The sequence below is a fragment of the Nonomuraea sp. WAC 01424 genome, from assembly GCF_003947315.1.
GTDB lineage: Bacteria > Actinomycetota > Actinomycetes > Streptosporangiales > Streptosporangiaceae > Nonomuraea > Nonomuraea spiralis.
Genome location: NZ_QHHZ01000007.1, coordinates 389,683 through 411,477, shown reverse-complemented (window position 1 = coordinate 411,477; position 21,795 = coordinate 389,683). Strand labels below are relative to the sequence as shown.

Genomic DNA, 21,795 nt, shown 5'->3' with positions numbered 1-21,795 from the left:
TATCCCGTCGTAATCTTGGTCATGTGCGCGTAAATTGTGTCGGCGCGATCATCTTCGACGCCTCTGACCGGCTCCTTCTCGTCCAGCGGGGCCATCCGCCAGGCATGGGCCTGTGGTCGCTCCCGGGCGGGCGGCTGGAGCCCGGCGAGAGCGACGCGACGGGCCTGCGCCGGGAGATCCTGGAGGAGACCGGGCTGCGCGTCGAGGTGGGCCGCCTGGCGGGCACGGTGGAGCGTCCCGGGCCGGGCGGCGTCACGTACGTGATCCGCGACTATCTGGCGACCGTCACCGGCGGCGTGCCCGCCGCCGGTGACGACGCGGCCGACCTGCGCTGGTGCGCCACCGCCGAGCTGGCGCTCCTCCCGCTCACCGAGGGGCTGCTCGGCTGCCTGACGGAGTGGGGCGTGCTCACCGGTTCTCCGTGAGGCTGGAGGTCCACAGGATCAGGTGGTCGGTGTCGTACGTCGTGGACCGGCCGAGCGCCACCACCTCCGTGCCGCTGACGGCCACGGCCGTCAGCGCCTGCGTGCCGAGGCCCGAGAGCCGGTCCTTGGTCAGGGCCATGCGGGTCCACGACAGGCCGTCCTGCGAGACCCAGGCCGCGCTGTCGCCCTCGCCGGGGGTGCCGTGCCAGCCGACTGCCACCAGGCCCTGGTCGGCCGCGGCCAGGTCGTGCACGGCCGCGGCCTGGTCGGCGGGCAGCCACGCCGTCGTCCAGGTCTCGCCGTCGTCGTCGGACACGGCCGAGAAGGCGCGGCGTGAGCCGTTCGTCATGGCCGTGCCGATGGCGACGAGCTTGTCGTGGTACGTCGTGACCTGCCGCAGCCCGGCCGAGGTGGAGTCCGGCGGGGTGAGGCGTTTGCGGGCACTCCAGTTCACGCCGTCGTCGGAGAACCAGACCACGCTGCCCTCCCGGTCGGAGCTCCCCGAGCCGCCGACCGCGACGTAGCCGTCGGAGGTCGCGATCACGTCGTGGATCCGTACGCCCGAGCCGCCCTGGGGCAACTTCTTCGACCGGGTGAACTTGCGCAGGTCGGGCGTGAACCACATGGCGGCGGCCGCCGAGCCCGCCTGGTCGCCGGGCTCGCCGGCCAGCACGTACCCCTTCTTGCCCGCGGCGACCGCGTGGGTGTCCAGGTAGGGCTGGTCGCGGTCGCGGGCCAGGTCGCCGGAGACCGGCACGCGCCGCCAGGTCTCGCCGTCGCCGGAGGTGACGAGCAGGGGGTCGGTGACGGCCATGGTGGTCTGGGTGCTGCCGGCCGCCAGCCAGCCGCGTCCGCCGTGGGCGACGTCCTCCAGGATCTGCCTGCCGGGGCCGCCCAGGCTCATCGACTTCCAGCGTTGCCAGTTCTTGATCGTCCAGAGGCCGGCGTCGCCCGAGGCGGAGCCGACCGCGACGTACCGGCCGCCGTCGGCCGCCAGCCTGGTGGTCTCGCGCGAGACCCTGGTCAGGCCCTCGACCTGGCCGAGCTGGACGCGGGAGACGTTGCCGCGCGGCGGCGCGCTCATCAGCACGAGCTGGTTGTCCACGTCGGAGGCCGCCCGGTCGCCGCCGGCGAACAGGGTGCCGCCGTCGGAGATCGTGAACCCGCGCAGCGTGGCACCCGACAGGTCGCCGAGGTCGGCCCGCTTGGCCCAGCCGCGCCCGTCCGTGCTGGTCAGGACCGAGTACTTGCCGAGGGTGGCCTGGCTGATCGCGGCCACGCCGGACGGGTAGGAGATCAGCGACTCCACGCCGGGGCTCTCGCCGCTCAGGCCGCCGATGGAGCCGCACTGCGCCCACTGCGCCCCGGTGGGCGAGCAGTAGACCCGTACGTCGCCGGCGACCGTACGCTGCCTGGTGGGCACCAGGACGAACCGTTTGGGCAGCACGGCCACCGTGCCCGTACGCGGTTCGGCCTCGGGGAGCTGGAAGCCGGTCGCCTGCCAGCGGCGTCCGCCGTCGGCCGAGCGCAGCACCCGCGAGCCGGTCCCGTCGAGCGGGCGGCCGATGGCCACGACCGTGTCGCCCTGGGCGACGACCGCCCTGATCTCCTGGACGTCGAGCCCCTTGGTCTCCACGCGCTCCCAGGCGCGGCCGTCGGCCGAGTGCCAGGCCGCGGGGCCGGAGCCGCCCTCCCCCGAGGCGCCGACGGCGACGAAGCCCGAGGCCGTCCTGGCGATGTCGTAGACCTGGTCGCCGGGGCGGAACGCGGCCATGCCGGTCGCGTCGACGGTCGTCCAGCTGGAGCCGTCGGTGCTGGTCCACAGGCCGCGCTCGCCCGACAGGCCGTCGCCGCCGCTGGCCAGCCAGCGTCCGCCGCCGCCCACCACGCGCTGGACGGTGGGCGTGGAGGCGCCGCTCACCTGGCCGAGCTGCCAGTGCTTGCCGCCGTCGGACGAGAACAGGAAGAGCGGGCGCGGGGTCGGGCTGGTCGTGTCGCTGCCGACGGCGACCACCGCGCGGCCCACGGACGCCATGTCGTTGAGCTTCTGGTTGGTGCCGACGCCCGCGGCGGGGACGGTGAACAGTTCGTCCCCCGAACGGCCGGTGCCCGCCGCCAGGCGCAGGCCGGTGGGGTCGGCGCCGTTCCAGCGCCACACGACGAGCACGCCGGTGGTCACGAGGAGCGCCAGGGCCATGGTGAGGGCGATCGGGGTGATCCTGCTGCCGCGCCGTACGGGGCTGGACCTGCGTACGGCGGCGGGGGCCGGGCCTCTGTGGTGGCGGCCGCCGGAGCCGGCGTTACGCGGCGGGCCCGTCGCGACCAGCAGGTCGGGTCTCGTGGGACGTCCGCCGGGAGGACGTCCGACCCGCCGGACCTCGGGATCCTCCTGCTCGCCCTCGTCCCAATCGGGAACCTCGAAGGTCTCTGGGGGCTCGGCGGTCTCCGGCTCTTCCGCGGCCTCGTCGGCGGGGATCGGGAGGTGGTACGGGGGCTCACGTAAGGGCTGGGCGGGGGCCGTCGCGTCCTGCGGCCCCTCAGGAGCGTCCTGGGGGCCTTCGGCGGGAGGGGGTGCGGGCGGCTCCGGGCGGGGTGGGCCGCCGGCCACGAGCTTGTCGGGGCGGTTGACGACGCGCCTGGGGCGGCGGCGGGGCTCGGTCTCCGGCTCGGCCGTCGGCGAGCTGTACGGCCTGCGCCCCTTGGGCGGTTCCGGGGGTGACTCCTCCGGGATCGGGGACGCGAACGGCGGCATGCCCCAAGGGGAGGTCAGGGGTAAGCCCCGGGCCCGATCGTCCGTGGGACCGGGCGGGGAGTGGCGGATCCTGGGCTCCTCGGCAGAGGGAGGCTCCGAGGCGTCCTCAGGACGCGGGTCGTCGTCGTCCGGCGCTCGCCGTGGCGGATCGCTGGGGCCGGAGGCCACGCGCCGCACCTCCTAGTCGAACTCGTCGTACAGGTGGAACTCGTCGAATCGGACTGGTCAACCCGGGTTGCGCGGAAGAGCGGAAGAACGGTGAGCGGACGGTCGCACATTGCGGACCGTTCCACAAATCCTGTCCCACTTTATGCGCCTATTTTGTACCCCGTCCCAGCAAAACGATCACCTCCGTGACGCCCTCGCCTGTCCCACAGGAACCAGACCAACATGCCTGAGCCGGATTGGCGAGACCTCTCTAGCGAGATTTCCCGCACCTCTCGCCTGATTTATCCAGAAATAGTGCTTACTGACCGCTTTTTGGATAGATACAAGACACCAATCGCGTACACCCCGAGCTGCACGACCGTCCCCGACAACGCCTGCCACGGGATCGGCGTCTTGCCCTGGTCCAGGGCGTCCTCCAGGCTGCCCGAGGCCGCACTGAGCCCGAAGGCCAGCATGTTGTTCATGACGTGCAGGGCGATCGGCGCCTCCAGCCCCCCGGTCCGTACGGCCAGCCACCCCATGACGGCGCCGAACGCGAACACGTCGAGCAGCCCCACCCACGAGTAGCCGTGCAGGGACGCGAACAGCAGGGACCCGATGAGGATCGCCCACACCGGATTGCGCACGTGCACGCCGACCGCCTGGACGAACCATCCCCGGAAGATGTACTCCTCGGTCGCCGCCTGGAACGGCACCAGCAACACGATCACCAGCAGGGCGGGCAGGAACCGCGGCCAGCCGACCCACCCGAACAGGTCGGAGTACTCCTCGCCGGACATCGACAGGGCGGCGACCTGCGCGATCTGGCCCAGCAGCAGCGCCAGCACGGCCAGTCCGGCGCAGCGCAGCAACCACGGCCAGCGCAGCCGTCCCGCCACCGACGACAACGTGCCGGGCCTGCGGTGCTGGACGAGCGCGGCCGTACCGAAGACGAGGGGCAGCACGGCCGCGATCGACAGCAGCACCATGACCAGCCCGAACACCGGGTCGCCGAAGATCTGCGCGGGGTCGGACGGCGCGGGCAGGCCGAGGATCAGCTCGACCGCCTTGCCCACGAGCAGCACACCCGTGCCGATGACGAAGAACCCGATGCCGACGATGATCGTCCCGACGATGGCCCGCCACGGCTCGTTCGCCGGAGTACGGGCGAGATGGTCGAAACGCACCCCGTGCGGCGTCGGCAGGAACCAGGACCGTCGCTGCGGCACGGGCGGCGGCGCGTAAGGATAGACGGGCGGCCCGGGCGGCTGGCTGCCATATGGCGGATTCGGTCCAGGGTTCTCCTGCATCCATACATTCTGTCTGCCGGGTGAGCATAAGTTCACAGACGGCCCACCTCTTTGGGCGGATGCTCGGATTCGTACGGGATTCCGACCCTGGGAGCAGTCCATGTCAAGGCTGGGACCTTTCATCACCCTGGCGGCGGGCGCAGTCCTCGCCGCGGGGCTGGGTGTCGCCAGCGTCACCGCGACACCCGCGCCCAAGACCGCGGCCGGTACGACGCCCGCGGTCCCGGCCCCCGAGGAGCCCTCGGCGGCGGAGACCACCGCCACCGCGTCCCCCACTCCGGACAGGACCGAGGCCACGACGATCCCCAAGGCCGACTACGGCGGGTACGTCAAAGGCAACGGCGGCCTGATAGCGATCTCCGTCCGCGACGGCAAGGCCGTCGGCTACTTCTGCGACGGGAAGACCGAAGCCTGGTTCAAGGGCGGCGAGGCCGGCGGCAAGGTCGTGCTGAAGGGCCTCGGCACGGCCCGCGCGACGGCCACGCTCGGCGACGGACGGGCCAGGGGCTGGTTGTCCGTCGGCGGCGGGAAGTGGCGCTTCACGGCCCCCGTGGTGGTCCGGCCGTCCGGCCTCTACCGGGCGACCGCGCTGGTCAGGGGCGCGAAGCTGCGGGCCGGCTGGATCCGCGTCCCGCGCCCGGGGGGCGGCTACGACCAGGTCGGCGCCGCGTTCGTGGGCCAGGACCAGGTGCCGATCCCCAAGCTGGACGACGAGCGCCCGGACACCCCGGTCACCGTCGCCGGCACCGCGGTCTCCCCCAAGGACGTCGACGCCTTCATCGAGGAGATGCGATGACCACCCTCCAGCAGCCGTCCCGTGGGACGGCGACCGTTCTCCTGCTCCCGCTGCTGGCCGGCGGCCTGGCGGCGCTGGCGCTCGGCGTCTACGGCCGGGCGCACACGCCCACGGGGTTCGCGGTCGGCCCGGCCGGGTTCTCCGCCGCGCTGCCGATGAAGGCGTGGCTGACGACGGGCGCGTTCGTGCTGGCGATCGTCCAGGTGGTCTCGGCGTTGTCGATGTGGGGCAGGCTCGGCGTCGAGATCCCGGACGGCGTGCACCGGTGGTCCGGGCGGCTGGCGTTCCTGCTCACGATCCCCGTCGCCTTCCACTGCCTGTACGCCCTGGGCCTGCAGTACGACGTGCCGCGCGTGCTGGCCCACTCGCTGCTCGGCTGTTTCTTCTACGGCGTGTTCACCGCGAAGATGCTGGCGCTGCCCAAGCGCGACGCGCCGGGCTGGACGCTGCCCGTGCTCGGCGGGCTGGCCTTCACGGCGCTGGTCGGGCTGTGGCTGACCTCGTCGTTCTGGTTCTTCACGGTGGTGGGCGTCAAGGTGTGAAGGACGTCGTCCTGGACAGACCGGCCGACCTGCCCTTGGCGGCCACGACGAGCGCCATCTTGCGGGAGGCCTCGTCGATCATCTCGTCGCCCAGCATGACCGCGCCGCGCCGTTCGACGGTGGTGTAGTGCTCGTACGCCTCCAGGATCAGCTCGGCGTGGTCGTAGTCCTCCTGGGTGGGCGAGAACACCTCGTTGGCCGCCTCGACCTGCAGCGGGTGCAGCACCCACTTGCCGTCGAACCCGAGCGCGGCGGCCCGGCGGGCGACCCGCCGGTAGCCTTCGACGTCCTTGATCTGGAGGTAGGGGCCGTCGATCACCTGGAGGTCGTGCATCCGGGCGGCCATCAGCAGGCGCATGAGGATGTAGTGGTAGGCGTCGCCCTCGACGTAGCCGGGCGGCTGTTCGCCGACGACGAGGGTACGCATGTTGATCGAGGCCATGAAGTCGGCCGGCCCGAACACCAGGGCCTCCAGCCGCCTCGACGACCCGGCGATGGCGTCGACGTTGACCAGGCCGCGGGCGTTCTCGATCTGCGCCTCGATGCCGATGCGGCCGATCTCGTAGCCCATGGCCTTCTCGATCTGGGTCAGCAGGGTGTCGAGCCAGATGACCTCGGTGGGGTCCTGCACCTTGGGCAGGATCAGGCAGTCGAGGAACTCCCCTGCGCCCTCCACGACCTCGATCACGTCCCGGTACGTCCACATCGTGGTGAGGTCGTTGACCCGGACCGCCCGGGTCCTGCCGGTCCAGTCGCCCTCGCGCAGCGCGGTCACGACGTTCTTGCGGGCCTCGTCCTTGGCCAGGGGCGCGACGGAGTCCTCAAGGTCGAGGAAGACCTCGTCGGCGGGCAGGGTCTGGGCCTTCTCCAGGAAACGCGGGTTGCTGCCCGGCACGGAGAGCACGGAACGACGTGAGCGCATGCGCCCACGCTAACGGCCCGCCCCGCCGCCGCGGCAGCCGTCCCCCGTCTATGGGGGCGATCAGCTGTTCCAGTACCGCTGCTCGCGCCACGGGTCGCCGTGGTTGTGGTACCCGGCCCGTTCCCAGAAGCCGGGCCGGTCGCGGTCGAGCAGGCGCAGGCCCTTGACCCATTTGGCCGACTTCCAGAAGTACAGGTGCGGGACCAGCAGGCGGGCCGGGCCGCCGTGCTCGGCGGGCAGCGGGTCGCCGTCGAAGGTGTGGACGATCCAAGCCTTGCCGCCGCGCAGGTCCGCGAGCGGCAGGTTGGTCGTGTAACCCCCGTGGCAGTACGCCTCCGCGTGCCCGGCGTCGGTGTCCACGTCGTCGAGCAGGACGTCGACCGACACGCCCTGCCAGTCGGTGTCGAACTTGGACCAGCCGGTCACGCAGTGGATGTCGGTGCGCGGGGCGCTCTGCGGCAGGTCCAGCAGCTCGCCCCAGGTCCAGGTACGTTCCCGGCCGGTCTCGGTGACCAGGGTGAACGTCCAGTCGCGGGTGTCCAGGCGCGGCGTCGGGCCCGCGGACAACACGGGGAACCCGGTCGTGAGGTACTGGCCGGGCGGCAGGCGGTCGTCGTGCCCGCCGCGGCCCGTGAACCCCTTCGAGACGACGGGCACGGTCAGCACCCTTCCTGGACGGGCGTCTCCAGCAGGCGCAGGCCCGGCATCGTGCCCATCATCCGGCCCGGCGCCTCCACGAGGGTCATGAGCACGTTGTCGCAGTTCGGGCAGCGCAGCACGGTGCCGGGGGCGGGGCCGTACACGGTGGCCTCGGCCAGCGGGCCGTTCATGCCGCACTGCGCGCAGACGCCCTGGGCCGCCGTCATGTCCCTGCCGAAGAACTGGGCCAGCGGGCCCGCCGCGGCGTTGCCGTCCACGGGGTGGTGCATGGTGTCTCTCCTAGCCGTACCGCTCGGTGCGGATGTCGGTGGGCGGGTAGCCCAGGGCGGTGAGTATCTGGGCGACGTGCTCGACGAACGCGGTGGGCCCGCAGACGTAGGCCAGCGGCTCGTGGGCGGGCGGCCAGGCCAGCCGGGCCAGTTGCGAGCGGTCGATGCGGCCCACGGGCTCGGGCCAGTCGGTCGGCGCCGAGCGGGTGTAGACGAAGGTCACCTCGCCGTCGGCGGCCTCCAGCTCGTCCCGGTAGACGACCTGGCCGGGGTCGCGCGCGGAGTAGAGGAGGCGTACCGGGGTGCCGTCGCCGAGCCGGGCGCGGTGGCGCAGCATCGACCGCAGCGGTACGACACCCGACCCGCCCGCGACCAGCAGCAACGGCCGCCGTTCCGGAGTCGGCTCCCACACGAAGTAGCCGCCGATCGGGCCGCGCACCTCCACCTGGTCGCCCGGCCCGGCCACGTCCACCAGGTACGGCGACACCTCGCCGCCCTCCACCCTGGCCACGGTGAGCGCGGGCCGCTCGCCGGGCGCGCCGGCCAGCGAGTACGCCCTGGTCGCCTGGTAGCCGTCGTCGGCCGTCAGCCGCACGTCCACGTGCTGGCCGGCGCGGTGTCCCGGCCAGCCGGGCACGTCGAGCAGCAACGTACGCGTCTGGTCGGTCTCGGGGACGACCTCGGCGATCGTGGCCGGCTGCCAGGTCAGTCGTCGTAGTACCGCTGTTCCCGCCATGGGTCCCCGAAGTTGTGATAGCCGGACCGCTCCCAGAAGCCGGGGCGGTCCTCGTCCATGAGCCACAGCTCGTGGATCCACTTGGCGCTCTTCCACAGGTAGTGGGCCGGCACGAGCATCCGTACCGGGCCGCCGTGCTCGGGCGGGATCGGCGCGCCCTCGTAGGCGTAGACCAGCCACGCCTTGCCGTCCACGATCTCCGGGACCGGCAGGTTGGTGGCGTACCCGCCGTAGCTGACGGCCAGCGCGTAACCGGCGGCCCGGTCGGCCCCGGTCAGCAGCCGGTCCAGCGACACGCCCGTCCAGGTGGTGTCGAGCTTGCTCCAGTGGGTGACGCAGTGGATGTCCACGGTGATGTGCTCGGCGGGCAGCGACAGCAGGTCGGTCCACGTCCAGGTGGGCTCCCCCGCGCCGCCCCTGACGGTGAACGACCACCGCTCGGTCCGGATGTGCTGCGTCGCCCCCGCGGTGAGCACCGGGAACCCCTCCGCCAGATACTGCCCCGGCGGCACCCGCCCGGCCAGCTCGGGCCGCGGACGCCGGAAGTGCTTTCCGGCGAAGCCGCGCGAGACGATCCCCATGAACCCGTTTCTCCCCGGCCGGGCACCCGGCGGACACCAGAAAAGGGCAAAGTGTTCAGCCGGTGAATCCGTGGGCGTACAGGCGGGCGATCAGGCCGTCGATGCCGCACGGCTGGTTCCAGCCCGGCGAGGAGAAGATCTCGTCCTTGCCTCCGACGGCCCGGCCTCCCGGGTCGTCGGTCACCTCGTGCAGGATCACGCCCTGCGGCGGCGTGGAGTGGACGACCGGACGTCCCTCGACGACCGTGCCGGACGGTCTGGCGTCGTTCATGAACAGCAGCACCCGGGTGCCCGCGGGCACGGCGCGGGCGAAGTCGGCCACGCTGTGGACGGGCGTGCCCTCGTCGTCCAGCGCCGCTCCCTGGTGGAAGGCGACGTCCACGACGTCCGCGGCGGCGCCCTTGAGCCGTTTCCCGACCTGGGTGCGCATGAGGACGTACCGGGTGCGGTCCCCCGGGATGCCCTCCTCGACCACGGGCCCCGCGACCCAGCCCGTCACGTGGCCGGTGACGACGGTCTTCACCTTCCCGGCGAGCGCCTCGGGCGACGGGGAGGCGGGGTAGTCGTACACGACCTGCCGCAGGACGCGCGTGTCCAGCGGGCCCGTACGGGCGGAGCTCCCGCACGCGGGCGGCGGCTCGGGTCCGGCGACGCCGCACCCCGCGACGAGGACGAGCAGAAGGATGATCGACCGCATACCGGTGAAACGCGCGCGGGCCCCGAGCGGTTCGAGGGTTACAGTCTGATCGTGAGTGACGACAACGCGGCCATCGAGGAGGGCGCCAAGAAGTCCGGCATCCTCTGGCTCACCCTCGACCGCCCGCGCCTGGCCTGGCACGCCTGGCACGACGGCGCGATCTACCTCGTGACCGGCGGCGGCGAGCAACACCTGCCGGGGCTCGACGCGCTCGACCGGGTGCACGTGACGCTGCGCAGCAAGGACAACGGCGCGCGGCTGGTGGAGTTCGACGCCGCGGTCTCGGTCGTCGCCCAGGCCGCCGCGCCCGACGCCGTCGCGGTGCTGGCCAAGGAGCGGCTGAACGCCCCCGACAGCGAGCACCTCACCCGGCGCTGGGCCGACGACTCGACCGTCCTGCGCCTCACCCCGGAGCGCTGACCTCCTGGGCGAGCGGGCTCACACCTGGGCGGTGACCTCGACGGGCCGGTCCGGGACGGGCTGAGGCCGGCCGCCCGCGGTGGCGGTCTGGGCGAGCAGCGCGCCGCCGAGCACGATCAGCCCGCCGACGATCTGGAACGCCCCCAGCCTCTCGCCGATCAGCGCCCACGCGACCACCGCGCCGCCGATGACCTCCAGCGAGGCGACCGCCGCCCCCACCGCCGCCGACAGCCGCTTCAGCATGTTCATGCTCAGGATGTACGCCAGCGCGGTCGCCACCAGCACCAGCCACAGGTACGCCCCCAGCACCGGCAACGTCGTGCCGCCCTGCGGGGCCACGGAACGGGTGAAGGCGTCCCAGGGGATGTCCCAGGGCCGCGCGAACGGGATCAGCACGACGGCCGAGCCGACCATCCCCCAGGCGACCAGGCCGAGCAGGTCGATGTCCGGGCCGAGGCTGTCGCCCATCAGGAAGTACCCGGCGCAGCACGCCCCGGCCAGCAGCCCGAGCATCAGGCCGAGCGCGTCCAGCCGCATGCCCTGCCACGCCTCGACGACGATCGCGAGGCCGGCGAACGCGACCACCGCGCCGACGTACGCGGCCCTGGCCAGGCGTACCTTGCGGACGAACCGGACCCAGGCCACCACCATCACCGGCGCCATGAACTCCAGCAGCAGCGCGATCCCCACCGGCAGCCGGGTGATCGCGACGAAGTAGAGCGACTGCACGCCCGCGACGGCCATCACCGTGTACAACCCCAGGAAGGGCAGCCGGGCACGCGGGATGTACAGCGCCCGGGGTCTCACCACCGCCAGCACCGCGACCAGCAGCAGCCCGGCGCCCGCCATCCGCGTCCAGACGGCCTCGATCGGCGCCAGCCCGGCCGCGATGAGGTACTTGGCCATCGGCCCGGAGAACGCGAAACAACACGACGACACGAATGCCAGTGCGAGCCCCGTCAACCTCATCGCTACCCCTACAGACCAGTAATCAGCGTTTAACGCGTTTGATACTGACATGCCAGGCAGCCGGGGCGCAACGGCGTCTCACTGTTAGCCTGGCCAACGTGAAGATCTTCGTGGCCCGGCTGGCGGGGACCCCCGTCTTCGACCCCACGGGCGATCAGATCGGCCGGGTCAGGGACGTCGTGGTGGGCCTGCGCATCACCGGGAATCCGCAGGTGCACGGCATGGTCGTCGAGGTGCAGCCGCGCCGCCGGGTGTTCCTCCCGATCACCCGCGTACGCCGCATCGAGGCGGGCGCCCTCGTCTTCACCGGACGGCTCAACATGCGCCGGTTCGAACAGCGCGCCACGGAGACGCTGGTGATCGGCGAGGTGCTCGACCTGTCCGTACGGGTCGGCGACGAGCCCATGACGGTCTACGACGTCGCCATGGAGGAGAGCCTGCCCTCCCGGTGGGAGATCACCAAGGTCGCACTCTTCAAGGGCCGCCGACGCGAGCCCAGGACGGTGGACTGGGGCGAGGTGTCCGGGTTCGACACCCTGCAGAAGGACCAGGGCGCGGCCGGCCTGATCGCCGCGTTCGAGTCGCTGCGCGCCGCCGACATGGCCAGCGCGCTGCACGAACTGCCCAGCAAGCGCCGCATCGAGATCGCCCGCGAGCTCGCCGACGACCGCTTGGCCGACGTGCTCGAAGAGCTGCCGCCCGACGACCAGATCGGCATCCTCGGCACCCTCGAACCCGAGCGGGCCGCCGACGTCCTGGAGGAGATGAGCCCCGACGACGCCGCCGACCTGCTGCACGACCTGCCCGAGGAGCAGGCGGCCCGGCTGCTGGCGCTCATGGAGCCCGGCGAGGCGGCTCCGGTGCGGCGGCTGCTGACCTACGCCGACGACACCGCGGGCGGCGTGATGACCAGCGAGCCCGTCATCCTGCCGCCCAACGCGACGGTGGCCGAGGCGCTGGCCCACATCAGGCAGCAGGACCTGCCGCCCGCCGTCGCCGCCCAGGTCTACGTGACCAGGCCGCCCACCGAGACGCCGACGGGCACGTACCTGGGGGTCTCGCACTTCCAGCGGTTGCTGCGCGAGCCGCCCTCGACGCTGCTCGGCCGCGTGCTCGACCCCTCGCTCGACCCGATCAGGCCCGACTTCACCCTGCGCCAGGTCCACGCCTTCCTGGCCCACTACAACCTGGTCGCCGCACCGGTCGTGGACGAACTGGGCAGACTGGTCGGAGCAGTGACCGTCGACGACGTACTCGACCACCTGCTTCCCGATAACTGGCGTGAGGGGGACGACCGTGACCACTGAACGACTCGACCAGCCGCGGGCGCTGCGCCGCTCGCTGCGTCCGCACTACGACCCCGAGGCGTTCGGCCGCCTGTCCGAGCGCATCGCCCGCTTCCTCGGGACGGCCCGGTTCATCGTCTACATGACGGTGTTCGTGGCGATCTGGGTGATCTGGAACATCGCCGCGCCCCCGGCGCTCAAATGGGACCCGTACCCGTTCATCTTTCTCACGCTGATGTTGTCGTTGCAGGCCAGCTACGCCGCGCCGCTCATCCTGCTGGCCCAGAACCGCCAGGACGACAGAGACCGCATCCAGTACGAGCAGGACCGCGAGACCGCCGACCGCAACCAGGCCGAGATCGAATACCTCACCCGCGAGATCGCCGGCCTGCGCCTGGCCCTGAACGAGGTCGCCACCCGCGACTACCTGCGCGCCGAGCTCAACCGGCTGCTGGAGGAGCTCAACAAACGTCAGTGACGTCGAGCCTGGCCAGCAACGCCCGCACCTCGCCGATGTCGCCGGCGCCCAGCAGGTCGAGGAACTGGCTCTTGACCCCGCGCAGGTAGGTGGGCGTGGCCTCGGCCAGCCGCTCGGCCCCCGGCTCCGTCAGCACCGCGAACAGCCCGCGGGCGTCGTCGGAGCACGCCTCCCGCCCGACCAGCCCGTGGCGCTGCAACCGGTCGATCAGCCTGGTCAGCCCACTGCGGGAGAGCAGCACGCGGTCGGCCAGGTCGTTCATGCGCAGCCGCCGCCCCGGCGCCTCGTCGAGCTGCGCCAGCACCTCGTACGAGGCCAGCGGCAGGTCGTGGGCCACGAGCAGTTCGGTCTCCAGGCGGCGGGCGATGCGGACCTGGGCCCGCTGCAACGTCCGCCAGACCGCCAGCTCCTCGGCGGTGAGCCCCTCGTCGCGCAGAAGAGTCACGCAGTAACCTTAGACGTTGTTGCACAGACACCTAACAGCGCGGATTAACTCAGCGGCTCCCCTGGTTCATACCATGGAGGGGCATCCTCACTGGCTTTCAGCGCCTGTCACACATAGACGACTAAGGAGGGACGGCACTCCCTCGTGCCGAGACTTCGATGGCACCAACCCAGGAACAGGTGACGGCCGCCCTCGCCACCGTCATCGACCCCGAGATCCGCCGCCCGATCACCGATCTCGACATGGTCAAGAACATCGAGATCGCCCCGGACGGCGCGGTGCGCGTGGGCGTCTATCTCACGGTGTCGGGCTGCCCGATGAAGGACACCATCACCCGCGACGTGAAGACGGCGGTCGCCAAGGTCGGCGGCGTGACGGACGTCCAGATCGAGCTCGACGTGATGAGCACCGAGCAGCGCAAGACCCTCCAGACCAAACTGAGGGGCGACCGCGGCCCGGAGAAGGAGATCCCCTTCAACCAGCCCGGCTCGCTGACCCGCGTCTTCGCCGTCGCGAGCGGCAAGGGCGGCGTGGGCAAGTCGTCGGTCACCGTCAACCTGGCCGCCGCCATGGCCTCCAGCGGCCTCAAGGTCGGCATCGTCGACGCCGACATCTACGGTCACAGCATTCCTCGCATGCTGGGCGCCGCCGAGCGTCCCACCAAGGTCGAGGACATGATCATGCCGCCGTCGGCGCATGACATCAAGGTCATCTCGGTCGGCATGTTCAAGCCCGAGGGCAACACGCCGGTCGTCTGGCGCGGGCCGATGCTCGACCGGGCGCTCCACCAGTTCCTGGCCGACGTCTACTGGGGCGACCTCGACGTCCTGCTGCTCGACCTGCCCCCGGGCACCGGCGACATCGCCATCTCGGTGGCCCAGCGGCTCCCGTCGGCGGAGATCCTGGTCGTGACCACGCCCCAGCAGGCCGCCGCCGAGGTGGCCGAGCGGGCCGGTTCGATCGCCGCCCAGACCCACCAGCAGATCGCCGGCGTGATCGAGAACATGTCCTGGCTGCCCTGCCCCCACTGCGACGAGCGCGTCGCCGTGTTCGGCGAGGGCGGCGGCCAGACCGTCGCCGACGCCCTGACCCGTACGCTGGGCGCCCGCGTCCCCCGCCTCCGCCAGGTGCCGATCGACCTGCGCCTGCGCGAGGGCGGCGACGAGGGCAAGCCGCTGGTGCTGACCGACCCCGACTCGCCCGCCGCCACGGAGCTGCGGAAGATCGCCGCGGGTCTGAGCAAGCGCTCCTCCAGCCTCAAGGGCATGCAGCTCGGCCTCGCGCCCAACCGCTCCTGACCCCTGACGCCGAACGGGCCCGCTCAAGCAAAGCTGAGCGGGCCCGTTTCGCGTCTGCAGAGCGAATCAGGTGGCCTCGGAGTCGTAGGGGGGCAACTCCCCATAGGCCAGCTCCACCGGCGGCTCAGGCGCGTCGTAGGACGACCCCACGGCGGCCGGCTCCAGGTCCTTCGGCCGGCCGTTCCAGTCGTCCTCGATGTCGTCGAGCAGGTGCTTGCGCACGAAGTTCTTCGGGTTGAGGTCGGCGGGGTCGAAGTTCTGGAACTCCGGCCCGAGGCCCGCCCGCAGGTCGTCACGCGCGTTGTTGGCCATGCGCCGCAGGTTGCGCAGGGTCTTGCCCGCCTGCGAGGCGGCCTGCGGCAACTTGTCAGGACCGAAGACCAGGAGCGCGATGACGATCAGCGCTCCGACCTCCATCCACCCGAGTCCGAACACCGTACGCTCCTACCCGCAGTCCACAATCCTCTCCACAGACTAAAGGCTCCAGCCCGTGGCTGAACCGTCTCCCCTGGGTCATATCACTCAGGAGAGATCTCTCAGGACGGAGTAGGCGCGGGCTGCTCGTCGGCGACGATGGTCAGGGTGGCGGTGCGTTCCTGGCCGGCGCGCTGGTACTTGACCGTGAGCTTGGCGCCCGGGGCCTTGCTGCGGATCAGGGCGATCAGCTCGTTGCCGTCCTGCAGCGTCAGGCCGTCGACCTCGATGATGACGTCGCCCGCCTTCAACCCGGCCTTGTCGGCGGGGCCGTTGGCGTCCACCGGCTGGCGGCCCTCGGCGGGCTCGGACGCGATGCGCACGCCCTGGCCCTTGTAGTCCTTGTCCAGCACGATGCCGATCTTGGGACGCTTGGCCTTGCCCGTGGTGATCAGTTCCTCGGCCACGCGGCGCGTCTGGTTCACCGGGATCGCGAAGCCGAGGCCGATGCTGCCGCTCTGGCTGCCCACCGAACGGCTCAGGGTGGCGATGGCCGAGTTGACCCCGACGACCTCGCCCCTGCCGTTCACCAGCGGGCCGCCGGAGTTGCCGGGGTTGATGGCGGCGTCGGTCTGGATGGCGCTGATGTAGGCCGGCTCCTCGGTGGCCGCGCCCGTCTCGTCGCCGGCGATGACCGGACGGTTGAGCGAGCTGACGATGCCGGTGGTCACCGTACCGGTCAGGCCGAGCGGCGAGCCGATGGCGATCACCGGGTCGCCCACCACGACCTGGTCGGAGTTGCCGAGGGTGATCTCGGGCGTGCCGAAGGTCTCCTCGGGCTTGACCACGGCCAGGTCGGAGCCCGGGTCGCGGCCGACGATGCGGGCGGCGGTGGTCTTACGGTTGTTGAACATGATCCGGATCTCGCCGCCCTTGGCGGCCATGGCGACCACGTGGTTGTTGGTCACCACGTAGCCGTTCTTGATCAGGAATCCGGAGCCGGACGCGCCCTCGGTGTTGGCGCCGTTGCCGACCTCCAGCGAGACCACGCTGGGCAGCACCCGCGCGGCCACGCCGGCCACCGAGTCGGGCGCCCTGTTGGTCGCGCCCGTCGGGACGGGGCCGAGGCTGTAGGAGGGGTCGGTGCCGCTGCTGCCGGTGCGCGTGAGCAGGTACGTGCCGAGGCTGCCGAGCACGGAGGCGACCAGGGCGATGGCCACGGCGATCGCGATCAGGGCGCCGGTGTTGAGGCCGCGCCTGGGCAGCGTGCCCGCGCCGGGCGCGCCGGGCGGCGGTGGCGAGCATCCCGGGCCCATGCCCATGGCCTGGCGCGGCGGCGGCGGCTGGTGCCCGCCGTACGCGCCCATGAACGGCGGCGGCTGCGGCGGCCGTGGCCCGGTCTCCGCCGGCCCGAAGGACGGGCTCTCGTACGCCCGCGTGCCCCCGGGGCTTTCGAAGAACGGCCCCTCGTAGGCCCGCGTGCCCCCGGGAGTCTCGAAGAACGGCCCCTCGCTCCCCCGCGAGGCGCCGGGGCTCTCGAAGGAGGGCCCCTCATAGGCCCGCGCGCCCCCCTGCGCCCCGGACGGCCCACCGCCCTCGTACGGCGACGGCGGCGCCCCCTCGGAACGCCCCACCGGCTCGTACGGCGACGGGCCCGAAGGCTCGGAAGGACCCTGCGGCTGGTACGGCGGCGCGCCAGGCTCGGAGTAGCCCTGCGGCTGGTACGGCGGCGCGCCAGGCTCGGAGTGGCCCGGCTGCTCGGCGCGGCCGGACGGGTCGCCCCAGGACGCGCCGAACGAGGCGGGCGGGTCGGACCGCCGGTCCGCGTGCTCGCCCGTCTCCTCGGCGGGCAGGAATTCCGGCCGCCCCTGTGGCTCGGGGAAGTCCGACGTTGTGCGTCCTTCTCCGGGGCGCGTCTCGTCGGTCATCTACGTCTCACCACTCCTTGCTCGGCCACCGCAATCTTCGCTCTTGCGGCATACGAGGGTCATAAAAGGCTTTGTTTGCGACAAATACCGAACCCAGATCGTATGCCCCTAGCATCGTCGACTACGCCAACCCGAGTATCCCAGGCGAATCCCAGGTTCAGGGCGTGGCGGTCGGCGGCGCGCTGGTGACCGGCGACTGCTGTACCCGCCAGAGCTCGACCGGCGGCGGGGTGTGCGCCCCCGTGCCCGAGACCGCGAAGAAGGTGCCGAGCGCCACGGCGGCGGACACCACGCCCACCGCGACGTACGCGCCGCGCCGCCTACCGCCCCGGCCAGGGCCCGAAGCCCCACCGGTGGCGTCCCTGCGCGGGCGGTTGTCCAGGGGCGCGATGCTGTGGGGCCCAGGAATGGGCACCCCCCCGAACGTACGGGAAGGGAAAGGGCGCTCCCTCGGCGGCAACGGACCACCCGGCTCCGCCATGCGCAGCAGCGACATGGTCAGATCGGCCGGCATCGCCGGGCCGTCGAGCGAACGCAGGCGCGACTTCAGCGCCCGCATCGACTCGACCTCTCGCCGGCAGTCAGCGCAGAAGGTCAGGTGGGCGAGCGCGCGATCGCGCTCGGCGTGGTTCAGCTCTCCGTCGACCAGCGCCGAAACACGTTCTCCAAGATGAGCCATATCAGACTTCCTCCCCACGGATCACGGTCGGGGGGAGTTGGGTAGTACGGGGGGCTCGGTGGTCGAGCGCCTCCCGCAACTGCGCCCGGCCACGGTGAATACGGCTTCGGACCGTACCCAGCTTGACGCCGAGCGTGGCCGCGATCTCCTCGTAAGACAGGCCCTCGATGTCACACAGCACGATCGCGGCCCGGAACTCGGGGGCGAGCGCGTCGAGGGCGGCTTGGATATCGGGCTCGAGGTGGGCGTCGTCGAACGCCTGCGCCGGCGACGGCTCACGACCGCGCAGCCGCTCGGCGGCGTCGTCGGCCAGTCCCTCGAACCGGATGCGCTGCTTGCGCCGCGCCATGTCGAGGAACAGGTTCGTCGTGATCCGGTGCAGCCACCCCTCGAACGTGCCGGGGGTGTAGCTCGACAGCGACCTGAAGACCCGGACGAAGACCTCCTGCGTGAGGTCCTCGGCATCGTGGACATTGCCGGTAAGCCGGTACGCCAGCCGGTACACACGCGCGGAGTGAGTCCGCACCACTTCCTCCCATGTGGGAGGAGTCCAATCAGACGACACGGGAGTATCCGCCTGGTGGTCGCTTTCGTCCACCAGCACTCCTCTCTCTGGGACCACCGCTACCGCCATAGTGCCTGGTTTCGTCCCTTCGTGCGCACTGCCTGCCTTCCGGACCGGCAAAGCCCGTTTAAACCTGCAACGCCGTCGGCCCCTCCTGAGTTCCCGTGCAGGCGTGTCTCCCCTAGGCTGCGATCGGTGACCAATCGCACGAAAGTGGGGGGAGGAGGCCGATGACCAGTCCGGTGGAGGCCACTCTGGCCTATGCGGAGCAGTTCCATCACGAGGATGAGATCCTGCACGCGGCGCGTCAGCGCGGGCTGGAGATGGGTGCGGTGCCCATCCTTCCCGGGGGCGGGGCGGCGCTCAGCTTCATCGCCACCGTCGTCAACGCCAAGTCGGTCGTCGAGATCGGCACCGGCTGCGGCGTCTCGGGGTTGTGGCTGCTGCGCGGCATGCGCGGCGACGGCACGTTGACCAGCGTCGACGTCGAGCCCGAGCACCAGCGCCTGGCCCGGCACGCGTTCGCCGAGGCGGGTTTCTCCGGCGGGCGGGTGCGGCTGATCTCCGGCCGGGCGCTCGACGTGCTGCCCCGGCTGTCCGACGGCGGCTACGACATGGTCTTCGCCGACGGCGCGAAGCAGGAGTACGCCGACTACCTGGCCGAGGCGGTGCGCCTGCTGCGCGTGGGCGGCGTGGTGGCCTTCGACAACGCGCTGTGGCACGACCGGGTGGCCGATCCCGCGCAGCGCGACCCCGACACGGTCTCGCTGCGCGAGCTGGGCAAGCTGGTGCAGGGCGACGACCGGCTGCGCTCGGTGCTCATGCCCTTGGGCGACGGCCTGCTGGCCGCCGTCAAGATCGCTCAGTAGCTCCGCGGGTCAGCCACTCCAGCAGCACGCGTACGCCGAACCCGGTCGCGCCCTTGGTCAGGACGCCCTCGTCGACCGTGCTGCGGCCGACCCCGGCGATGTCGAGGTGCGCCCACGGGCGCTTGCCCGCGAACTCCCGCAGGAACAGCGCCGCCGTGATCGAGCCCGCGCCGTAGCGGGAGCCGCTCTCGACGTTGGCCAGGTCGGCGATCGACGACTCCAGGGCGGGGGCGTAGTCGTCGATCAGCGGCATGCGCCAGAGCCGGTCGTCGCTGCTCTCGCCGGCCGCGACGAGCTCGGCGGCCAGGTCGTCCTCGGAGGCGTAGACGGCGCCGACGTTCCTGCCGAGCGCCACGGAGATGGCCCCGGTGAGGGTGGCGATGTCCACGACCGCGTCGGGGTCGAGCTCGGCGTCGGCGTAGGCCAGGGCGTCGGCCAGCACGAGCCGGCCCTCGGCGTCGGTGTTCAGCACCTCGACCGTGCGGCCGCCGTAGTGCCTGATGACGTCGCTGGGACGCTGGGCGGTGCCGGACGGCATGTTCTCGGCGGCGGCGATCAGGCCCGTGACGCGTACGGGGGCGCCGAGCGCGGCCAGCGCGCGCAGCACGGCGATCACCACCGCGCCGCCCGCCATGTCGGTCTTCTGGGTCTTCATGTTCTCGGTCGGCTTGAGCGACAGGCCGCCCGAGTCGAACGTGATGCCCTTGCCCACCAGCACGACGTGCCGGTCGGCCGGTCCGTCGGGGGTGTAGGAGAGCTGGATGAGCCGGGGCGGCCGGGCCGAGCCGCGCCCGACGGCCAGGATGCCGCCGAACCCCTCGGCCTGGAGCTGCTCCTCGTCCCACACCCGCACCGGCAGGCCCTGCTCGGCGGCCCGCTCGGCCAGCCAGGCGGGATGCTTGACCGAGGACGGCATGTTGGCCAGGTCGCGGGCCAGCGCGACGGCCCCGGCAACGACCTCAGCCCGCTTGACCTGCTCCTCGTCGGCGCCCGCGAGCACGATCGCCCGCACGCTCTTCCGACCCTCTTTGCCGATCTTGAAGGTGTACGCGGCCAGCAGCGCGGCCTCGGCGAACGCCGCGACGTCACCCTCGGGCGGGACCACGGTCAGCGTGTCGCGCCCCTTGGCCTTGCGCGCCAGCGCCGCGCCGGCCCTGCGCAGCGCCCGCGGCGAACCGTCGCCCACGCCGTAGAGGAGCACGCGCCCGATCCCGTCGGCCCGTGCCACCGGGACCTCGACGATCTCGCCCGCCTCCCCCTTGGCCTCGTAGTGGGCCAGCAGGTCGGCGACCGGCAGGTGCAGCTCGACCGCGGGACTGAGGTCGGCGGTGTAGGGCACGGCCAGCAGCTCGGCACCTTCGGGGACCTCGGTGACCACAGAGGCGGTGGTCTCGATGGGCACGGCAATCCCTCCAAACGTCGGCGACCCTGGCGCCGGACTTACGCCAGGGTCGGAGGATCAGGTTGTCTCGGGAGCTCTCAGCCGACGACGTTCTTCAACGCCTCGCCGAGAGCCTTCGCCTCGTCGGCGGAAATCTCCACGACGAGCCGGCCGCCACCTTCGAGAGGGACCCGCATGACTATGCCGCGCCCTTCCTTGGTGACCTCGAGCGGACCATCGCCGGTCCGCGGCTTCATCGCCGCCATGCGTGCATCCCTTCCTGCCTTGGGCTCCCGCGGCCCGCGATTTCCGACCGCCCGAGGGGGTGGTCGGCGCATTCACGTCTTCTGTGATGTCCTATTCTCCCGCATCGAGAGCCCTCATGGGTAACGATCTCCTCCCAGAATGCGTTGTCGAGGCAGGCGATGGCGGCCAAACTGGACTTCGTGCACGCTCGCGCCGCTCTCTTCGATCTGTACGGAGACCACCTGCGTTCGCGCGGTGGACAGGCGACCGTGGCCGCGCTCGTACGGCTCATGAAGCCCCTGGAAATAGCGGCTCCCGCCGTCCGTACGGCGGTCTCGCGGATGGTCCGGCAGGGCTGGCTGCGCCCGCTGCGGCTCCCCCAGGGAGCCGGCTACGGCCTCACCCCGAAGTGTGTCAGGCGCCTTGATGAGGCAGCGCTGAGAATTTACCGATCAGGGACACTCGCCTGGCACGGCCGCTGGCACATGATCGTCTTCGAGCCGGTCAGGGAGCGCCAGCGCAGGGAGCGGATCAGGGCCGACCTCACCTTCCTCGGCTACGCCTGCCTGTCGGAGACGACGTGGATCGGGCCGCGTTCCTCCGCCGAGCTGGACAACCTGCTGGAGAGCGAGGACGTACGGGCCGACCGGTTCGACGCGGCGCTGGAGGGCGACCCGCGCGAGCTGGTGGCGCGGGCCTGGGATCTGCGGGCCATCGGCGAGGCGTACGAGCACTGGCACACCGAAGCTGTCACGCTGATCAGCACGCTGCCCGACGACGCGCCACCCGACCGGGTGTTCGCGACCAGGAGCAGGCTCGTGCACGGTTGGCGCAACTTCCTGTTCCGCGATCCCGGGCTGCCGGCCGAGCTGCTGCCCGCGGGCTGGCCCGGCGAGAAGGCCCGCACGTTCTTCGAGCAGGAGGCCACCAGGCTGCTGCCCGCAGCCGCCGCGTTCGTCGACAGGGAGCTCATGTGATCC

Annotated in this window: 25 protein-coding genes; 9 read left to right on the top strand and 16 right to left on the bottom strand. The window is 71.7% G+C overall.

Features of this window, described 5'->3' with window-relative positions:
* Window positions 1-23: 23 nt before the first annotated feature.
* Complete coding sequence (locus DMB42_RS21755) at window positions 24-425, top strand: NUDIX hydrolase (RefSeq protein ID WP_125636792.1); 402 nt, start codon at window positions 24-26, stop codon at window positions 423-425.
* Here DMB42_RS21755 and DMB42_RS21750 read toward each other — a convergent pair.
* The gene (locus DMB42_RS21750) at window positions 409-3,177 is read right to left on the bottom strand and encodes a hypothetical protein (protein WP_125636791.1); all 2,769 of its coding nucleotides are present in this window, start codon (window positions 3,175-3,177) and stop codon (window positions 409-411) included. The genes DMB42_RS21755 and DMB42_RS21750 overlap by 17 nt on opposite strands.
* Before the next feature lie 449 nt (window positions 3,178-3,626).
* Complete coding sequence (locus tag DMB42_RS21745; RefSeq protein WP_185844789.1) at window positions 3,627-4,634, bottom strand: CPBP family intramembrane glutamic endopeptidase; 1,008 nt, start codon at window positions 4,632-4,634, stop codon at window positions 3,627-3,629.
* Window positions 4,635-4,734: 100 nt separating this feature from the next.
* Here DMB42_RS21745 and DMB42_RS21740 point away from each other — a divergent pair, with 100 nt between their 5' ends.
* The gene (locus DMB42_RS21740; RefSeq protein ID WP_125636789.1) at window positions 4,735-5,430 is read left to right on the top strand and encodes a hypothetical protein; all 696 of its coding nucleotides are present in this window, start codon (window positions 4,735-4,737) and stop codon (window positions 5,428-5,430) included.
* Window positions 5,427-5,972 (top strand): DUF6529 family protein, encoded by a 546-nt coding sequence (locus DMB42_RS21735; RefSeq protein ID WP_125636788.1) that lies wholly within the window; start codon window positions 5,427-5,429, stop codon window positions 5,970-5,972. Before DMB42_RS21740 ends, DMB42_RS21735 begins: the two co-directional genes overlap by 4 nt.
* On the opposite strand, the gene DMB42_RS21730 is transcribed toward DMB42_RS21735, so the two are convergent.
* Genes DMB42_RS21730 through DMB42_RS21705 form a run of 6 tightly spaced genes read right to left on the bottom strand, consistent with a single transcriptional unit; the run spans window position 5,962 to window position 9,837 of the window.
* Window positions 5,962-6,894: a CoA ester lyase gene (locus DMB42_RS21730; RefSeq protein ID WP_125636787.1), complete on the bottom strand. Its 933-nt coding sequence runs from the start codon at window positions 6,892-6,894 to the stop codon at window positions 5,962-5,964. The genes DMB42_RS21735 and DMB42_RS21730 overlap by 11 nt on opposite strands.
* Window positions 6,895-6,954: 60 nt before the next feature.
* Window positions 6,955-7,551, bottom strand: coding sequence for a molybdopterin-dependent oxidoreductase (locus DMB42_RS21725; RefSeq protein WP_125636786.1), 597 nt, complete (start codon window positions 7,549-7,551; stop codon window positions 6,955-6,957).
* Between the two features lie 2 nt (window positions 7,552-7,553).
* A complete protein-coding gene (locus DMB42_RS21720; protein ID WP_125636785.1) occupies window positions 7,554-7,823 on the bottom strand; it encodes a DUF6510 family protein in 270 nt (89 codons plus the stop codon).
* 10 nt (window positions 7,824-7,833) lie between these two features.
* Window positions 7,834-8,559, bottom strand: coding sequence for a ferredoxin reductase (locus DMB42_RS21715; protein ID WP_125636784.1), 726 nt, complete (start codon window positions 8,557-8,559; stop codon window positions 7,834-7,836).
* Window positions 8,529-9,140, bottom strand: a complete 612-nt coding sequence (locus DMB42_RS21710) for a molybdopterin-dependent oxidoreductase (protein ID WP_125636783.1) — start codon at window positions 9,138-9,140, stop codon at window positions 8,529-8,531. The genes DMB42_RS21715 and DMB42_RS21710 overlap by 31 nt, the downstream gene beginning before the upstream one ends.
* A gap of 55 nt (window positions 9,141-9,195) precedes the next feature.
* Complete coding sequence (locus DMB42_RS21705; RefSeq protein WP_185844788.1) at window positions 9,196-9,837, bottom strand: hypothetical protein; 642 nt, start codon at window positions 9,835-9,837, stop codon at window positions 9,196-9,198.
* 51 nt (window positions 9,838-9,888) lie between these two features.
* Between DMB42_RS21705 and DMB42_RS21700 the strand changes: the two genes are divergently transcribed.
* Complete coding sequence (locus tag DMB42_RS21700; protein WP_185844787.1) at window positions 9,889-10,257, top strand: hypothetical protein; 369 nt, start codon at window positions 9,889-9,891, stop codon at window positions 10,255-10,257.
* 18 nt (window positions 10,258-10,275) lie between these two features.
* On the opposite strand, the gene DMB42_RS21695 is transcribed toward DMB42_RS21700, so the two are convergent.
* On the bottom strand, window positions 10,276-11,226 hold the full coding sequence (locus tag DMB42_RS21695) for a DMT family transporter (protein ID WP_125636781.1): 951 nt from the start codon (window positions 11,224-11,226) through the stop codon (window positions 10,276-10,278).
* A 98-nt stretch (window positions 11,227-11,324) separates the two neighbouring features.
* Here DMB42_RS21695 and DMB42_RS21690 point away from each other — a divergent pair, with 98 nt between their 5' ends.
* Both DMB42_RS21690 and DMB42_RS21685 read left to right on the top strand, forming a co-directional pair.
* Window positions 11,325-12,533 carry a magnesium transporter MgtE N-terminal domain-containing protein gene (locus DMB42_RS21690; protein ID WP_260477838.1) on the top strand — a complete coding sequence of 403 codons (1,209 nt, stop codon included), beginning with the start codon at window positions 11,325-11,327 and terminating at the stop codon, window positions 12,531-12,533.
* Window positions 12,523-12,990 (top strand): DUF1003 domain-containing protein, encoded by a 468-nt coding sequence (locus DMB42_RS21685; RefSeq protein ID WP_125636779.1) that lies wholly within the window; start codon window positions 12,523-12,525, stop codon window positions 12,988-12,990. The genes DMB42_RS21690 and DMB42_RS21685 overlap by 11 nt, the downstream gene beginning before the upstream one ends.
* Here DMB42_RS21685 and DMB42_RS21680 read toward each other — a convergent pair.
* Complete coding sequence (locus DMB42_RS21680) at window positions 12,974-13,435, bottom strand: MarR family winged helix-turn-helix transcriptional regulator (protein ID WP_125636778.1); 462 nt, start codon at window positions 13,433-13,435, stop codon at window positions 12,974-12,976. The genes DMB42_RS21685 and DMB42_RS21680 overlap by 17 nt on opposite strands.
* 158 nt (window positions 13,436-13,593) lie before the next feature.
* On the opposite strand from DMB42_RS21680, the gene DMB42_RS21675 reads away from it, so the two are divergent.
* Entirely contained in the window at window positions 13,594-14,733 is a 1,140-nt protein-coding gene (locus tag DMB42_RS21675) for an Mrp/NBP35 family ATP-binding protein (protein WP_125636777.1), read from the top strand.
* 66 nt (window positions 14,734-14,799) lie between these two features.
* Here the strand turns inward: DMB42_RS21675 and DMB42_RS21670 are convergent, their stop codons facing one another.
* The 4 genes from DMB42_RS21670 to sigE all read right to left on the bottom strand — a co-directional run bounded on the left by DMB42_RS21670 (window position 14,800) and on the right by sigE (window position 18,388).
* Window positions 14,800-15,168: a sec-independent translocase gene (locus DMB42_RS21670; RefSeq protein WP_125636776.1), complete on the bottom strand. Its 369-nt coding sequence runs from the start codon at window positions 15,166-15,168 to the stop codon at window positions 14,800-14,802.
* 101 nt (window positions 15,169-15,269) lie between these two features.
* Window positions 15,270-17,075, bottom strand: a complete 1,806-nt coding sequence (locus tag DMB42_RS21665) for a S1C family serine protease (RefSeq protein WP_125636775.1) — start codon at window positions 17,073-17,075, stop codon at window positions 15,270-15,272.
* 157 nt (window positions 17,076-17,232) lie between these two features.
* Entirely contained in the window at window positions 17,233-17,754 is a 522-nt protein-coding gene (locus DMB42_RS21660) for an anti-sigma factor (protein ID WP_125636774.1), read from the bottom strand.
* Window position 17,755: 1 nt separating this feature from the next.
* Entirely contained in the window at window positions 17,756-18,388 is a 633-nt protein-coding gene (gene sigE, locus DMB42_RS21655; protein ID WP_125636773.1) for an RNA polymerase sigma factor SigE, read from the bottom strand.
* Window positions 18,389-18,549: 161 nt separating this feature from the next.
* Here sigE and DMB42_RS21650 point away from each other — a divergent pair, with 161 nt between their 5' ends.
* Window positions 18,550-19,188, top strand: a complete 639-nt coding sequence (locus DMB42_RS21650; RefSeq protein WP_125636772.1) for an O-methyltransferase — start codon at window positions 18,550-18,552, stop codon at window positions 19,186-19,188.
* On the opposite strand, the gene DMB42_RS21645 is transcribed toward DMB42_RS21650, so the two are convergent.
* On the bottom strand, window positions 19,172-20,590 hold the full coding sequence (locus DMB42_RS21645; protein ID WP_125636771.1) for a leucyl aminopeptidase: 1,419 nt from the start codon (window positions 20,588-20,590) through the stop codon (window positions 19,172-19,174). The two genes, DMB42_RS21650 and DMB42_RS21645, sit on opposite strands and share 17 nt — an antisense overlap.
* Window positions 20,591-20,667: 77 nt before the next feature.
* Window positions 20,668-20,835: a DUF3117 domain-containing protein gene (locus tag DMB42_RS21640; RefSeq protein WP_020545024.1), complete on the bottom strand. Its 168-nt coding sequence runs from the start codon at window positions 20,833-20,835 to the stop codon at window positions 20,668-20,670.
* Between the two features lie 159 nt (window positions 20,836-20,994).
* On the opposite strand from DMB42_RS21640, the gene DMB42_RS21635 reads away from it, so the two are divergent.
* Window positions 20,995-21,792, top strand: coding sequence for a PaaX family transcriptional regulator C-terminal domain-containing protein (locus tag DMB42_RS21635; RefSeq protein ID WP_260477837.1), 798 nt, complete (start codon window positions 20,995-20,997; stop codon window positions 21,790-21,792).
* The last annotated feature ends 3 nt before the right edge of the window (window positions 21,793-21,795 follow it).

What these genes read in the sequence shown, in the direction of transcription:
- DMB42_RS21750 (WP_125636791.1), bottom strand. Translation starts at nt 3,177, where the DNA reads ATGCCGCCGTTCGCGTCCCCGATCCCGGAGGAGTCACCCCCGGAACCG.
- DMB42_RS21745 (WP_185844789.1), bottom strand. Translation starts at nt 4,634, where the DNA reads ATGCAGGAGAACCCTGGACCGAATCCGCCATATGGCAGCCAGCCGCCC.
- DMB42_RS21740 (WP_125636789.1), top strand. Translation starts at nt 4,735, where the DNA reads ATGTCAAGGCTGGGACCTTTCATCACCCTGGCGGCGGGCGCAGTCCTC.
- DMB42_RS21735 (WP_125636788.1), top strand. Translation starts at nt 5,427, where the DNA reads ATGACCACCCTCCAGCAGCCGTCCCGTGGGACGGCGACCGTTCTCCTG.
- DMB42_RS21730 (WP_125636787.1), bottom strand. Translation starts at nt 6,894, where the DNA reads ATGCGCTCACGTCGTTCCGTGCTCTCCGTGCCGGGCAGCAACCCGCGT.
- DMB42_RS21720 (WP_125636785.1), bottom strand. Translation starts at nt 7,823, where the DNA reads ATGCACCACCCCGTGGACGGCAACGCCGCGGCGGGCCCGCTGGCCCAG.
- DMB42_RS21715 (WP_125636784.1), bottom strand. Translation starts at nt 8,559, where the DNA reads ATGGCGGGAACAGCGGTACTACGACGACTGACCTGGCAGCCGGCCACG.
- DMB42_RS21710 (WP_125636783.1), bottom strand. Translation starts at nt 9,140, where the DNA reads ATGGGGATCGTCTCGCGCGGCTTCGCCGGAAAGCACTTCCGGCGTCCG.
- DMB42_RS21705 (WP_185844788.1), bottom strand. Translation starts at nt 9,837, where the DNA reads ATGCGGTCGATCATCCTTCTGCTCGTCCTCGTCGCGGGGTGCGGCGTC.
- DMB42_RS21695 (WP_125636781.1), bottom strand. Translation starts at nt 11,226, where the DNA reads ATGAGGTTGACGGGGCTCGCACTGGCATTCGTGTCGTCGTGTTGTTTC.
- DMB42_RS21675 (WP_125636777.1), top strand. Translation starts at nt 13,594, where the DNA reads ATGGCACCAACCCAGGAACAGGTGACGGCCGCCCTCGCCACCGTCATC.
- DMB42_RS21665 (WP_125636775.1), bottom strand. Translation starts at nt 17,075, where the DNA reads ATGACCGACGAGACGCGCCCCGGAGAAGGACGCACAACGTCGGACTTC.
- DMB42_RS21660 (WP_125636774.1), bottom strand. Translation starts at nt 17,754, where the DNA reads ATGGCTCATCTTGGAGAACGTGTTTCGGCGCTGGTCGACGGAGAGCTG.
- sigE (WP_125636773.1), bottom strand. Translation starts at nt 18,388, where the DNA reads ATGGCGGTAGCGGTGGTCCCAGAGAGAGGAGTGCTGGTGGACGAAAGC.
- DMB42_RS21650 (WP_125636772.1), top strand. Translation starts at nt 18,550, where the DNA reads ATGACCAGTCCGGTGGAGGCCACTCTGGCCTATGCGGAGCAGTTCCAT.
- DMB42_RS21640 (WP_020545024.1), bottom strand. Translation starts at nt 20,835, where the DNA reads ATGGCGGCGATGAAGCCGCGGACCGGCGATGGTCCGCTCGAGGTCACC.
- DMB42_RS21635 (WP_260477837.1), top strand. Translation starts at nt 20,995, where the DNA reads ATGGCGGCCAAACTGGACTTCGTGCACGCTCGCGCCGCTCTCTTCGAT.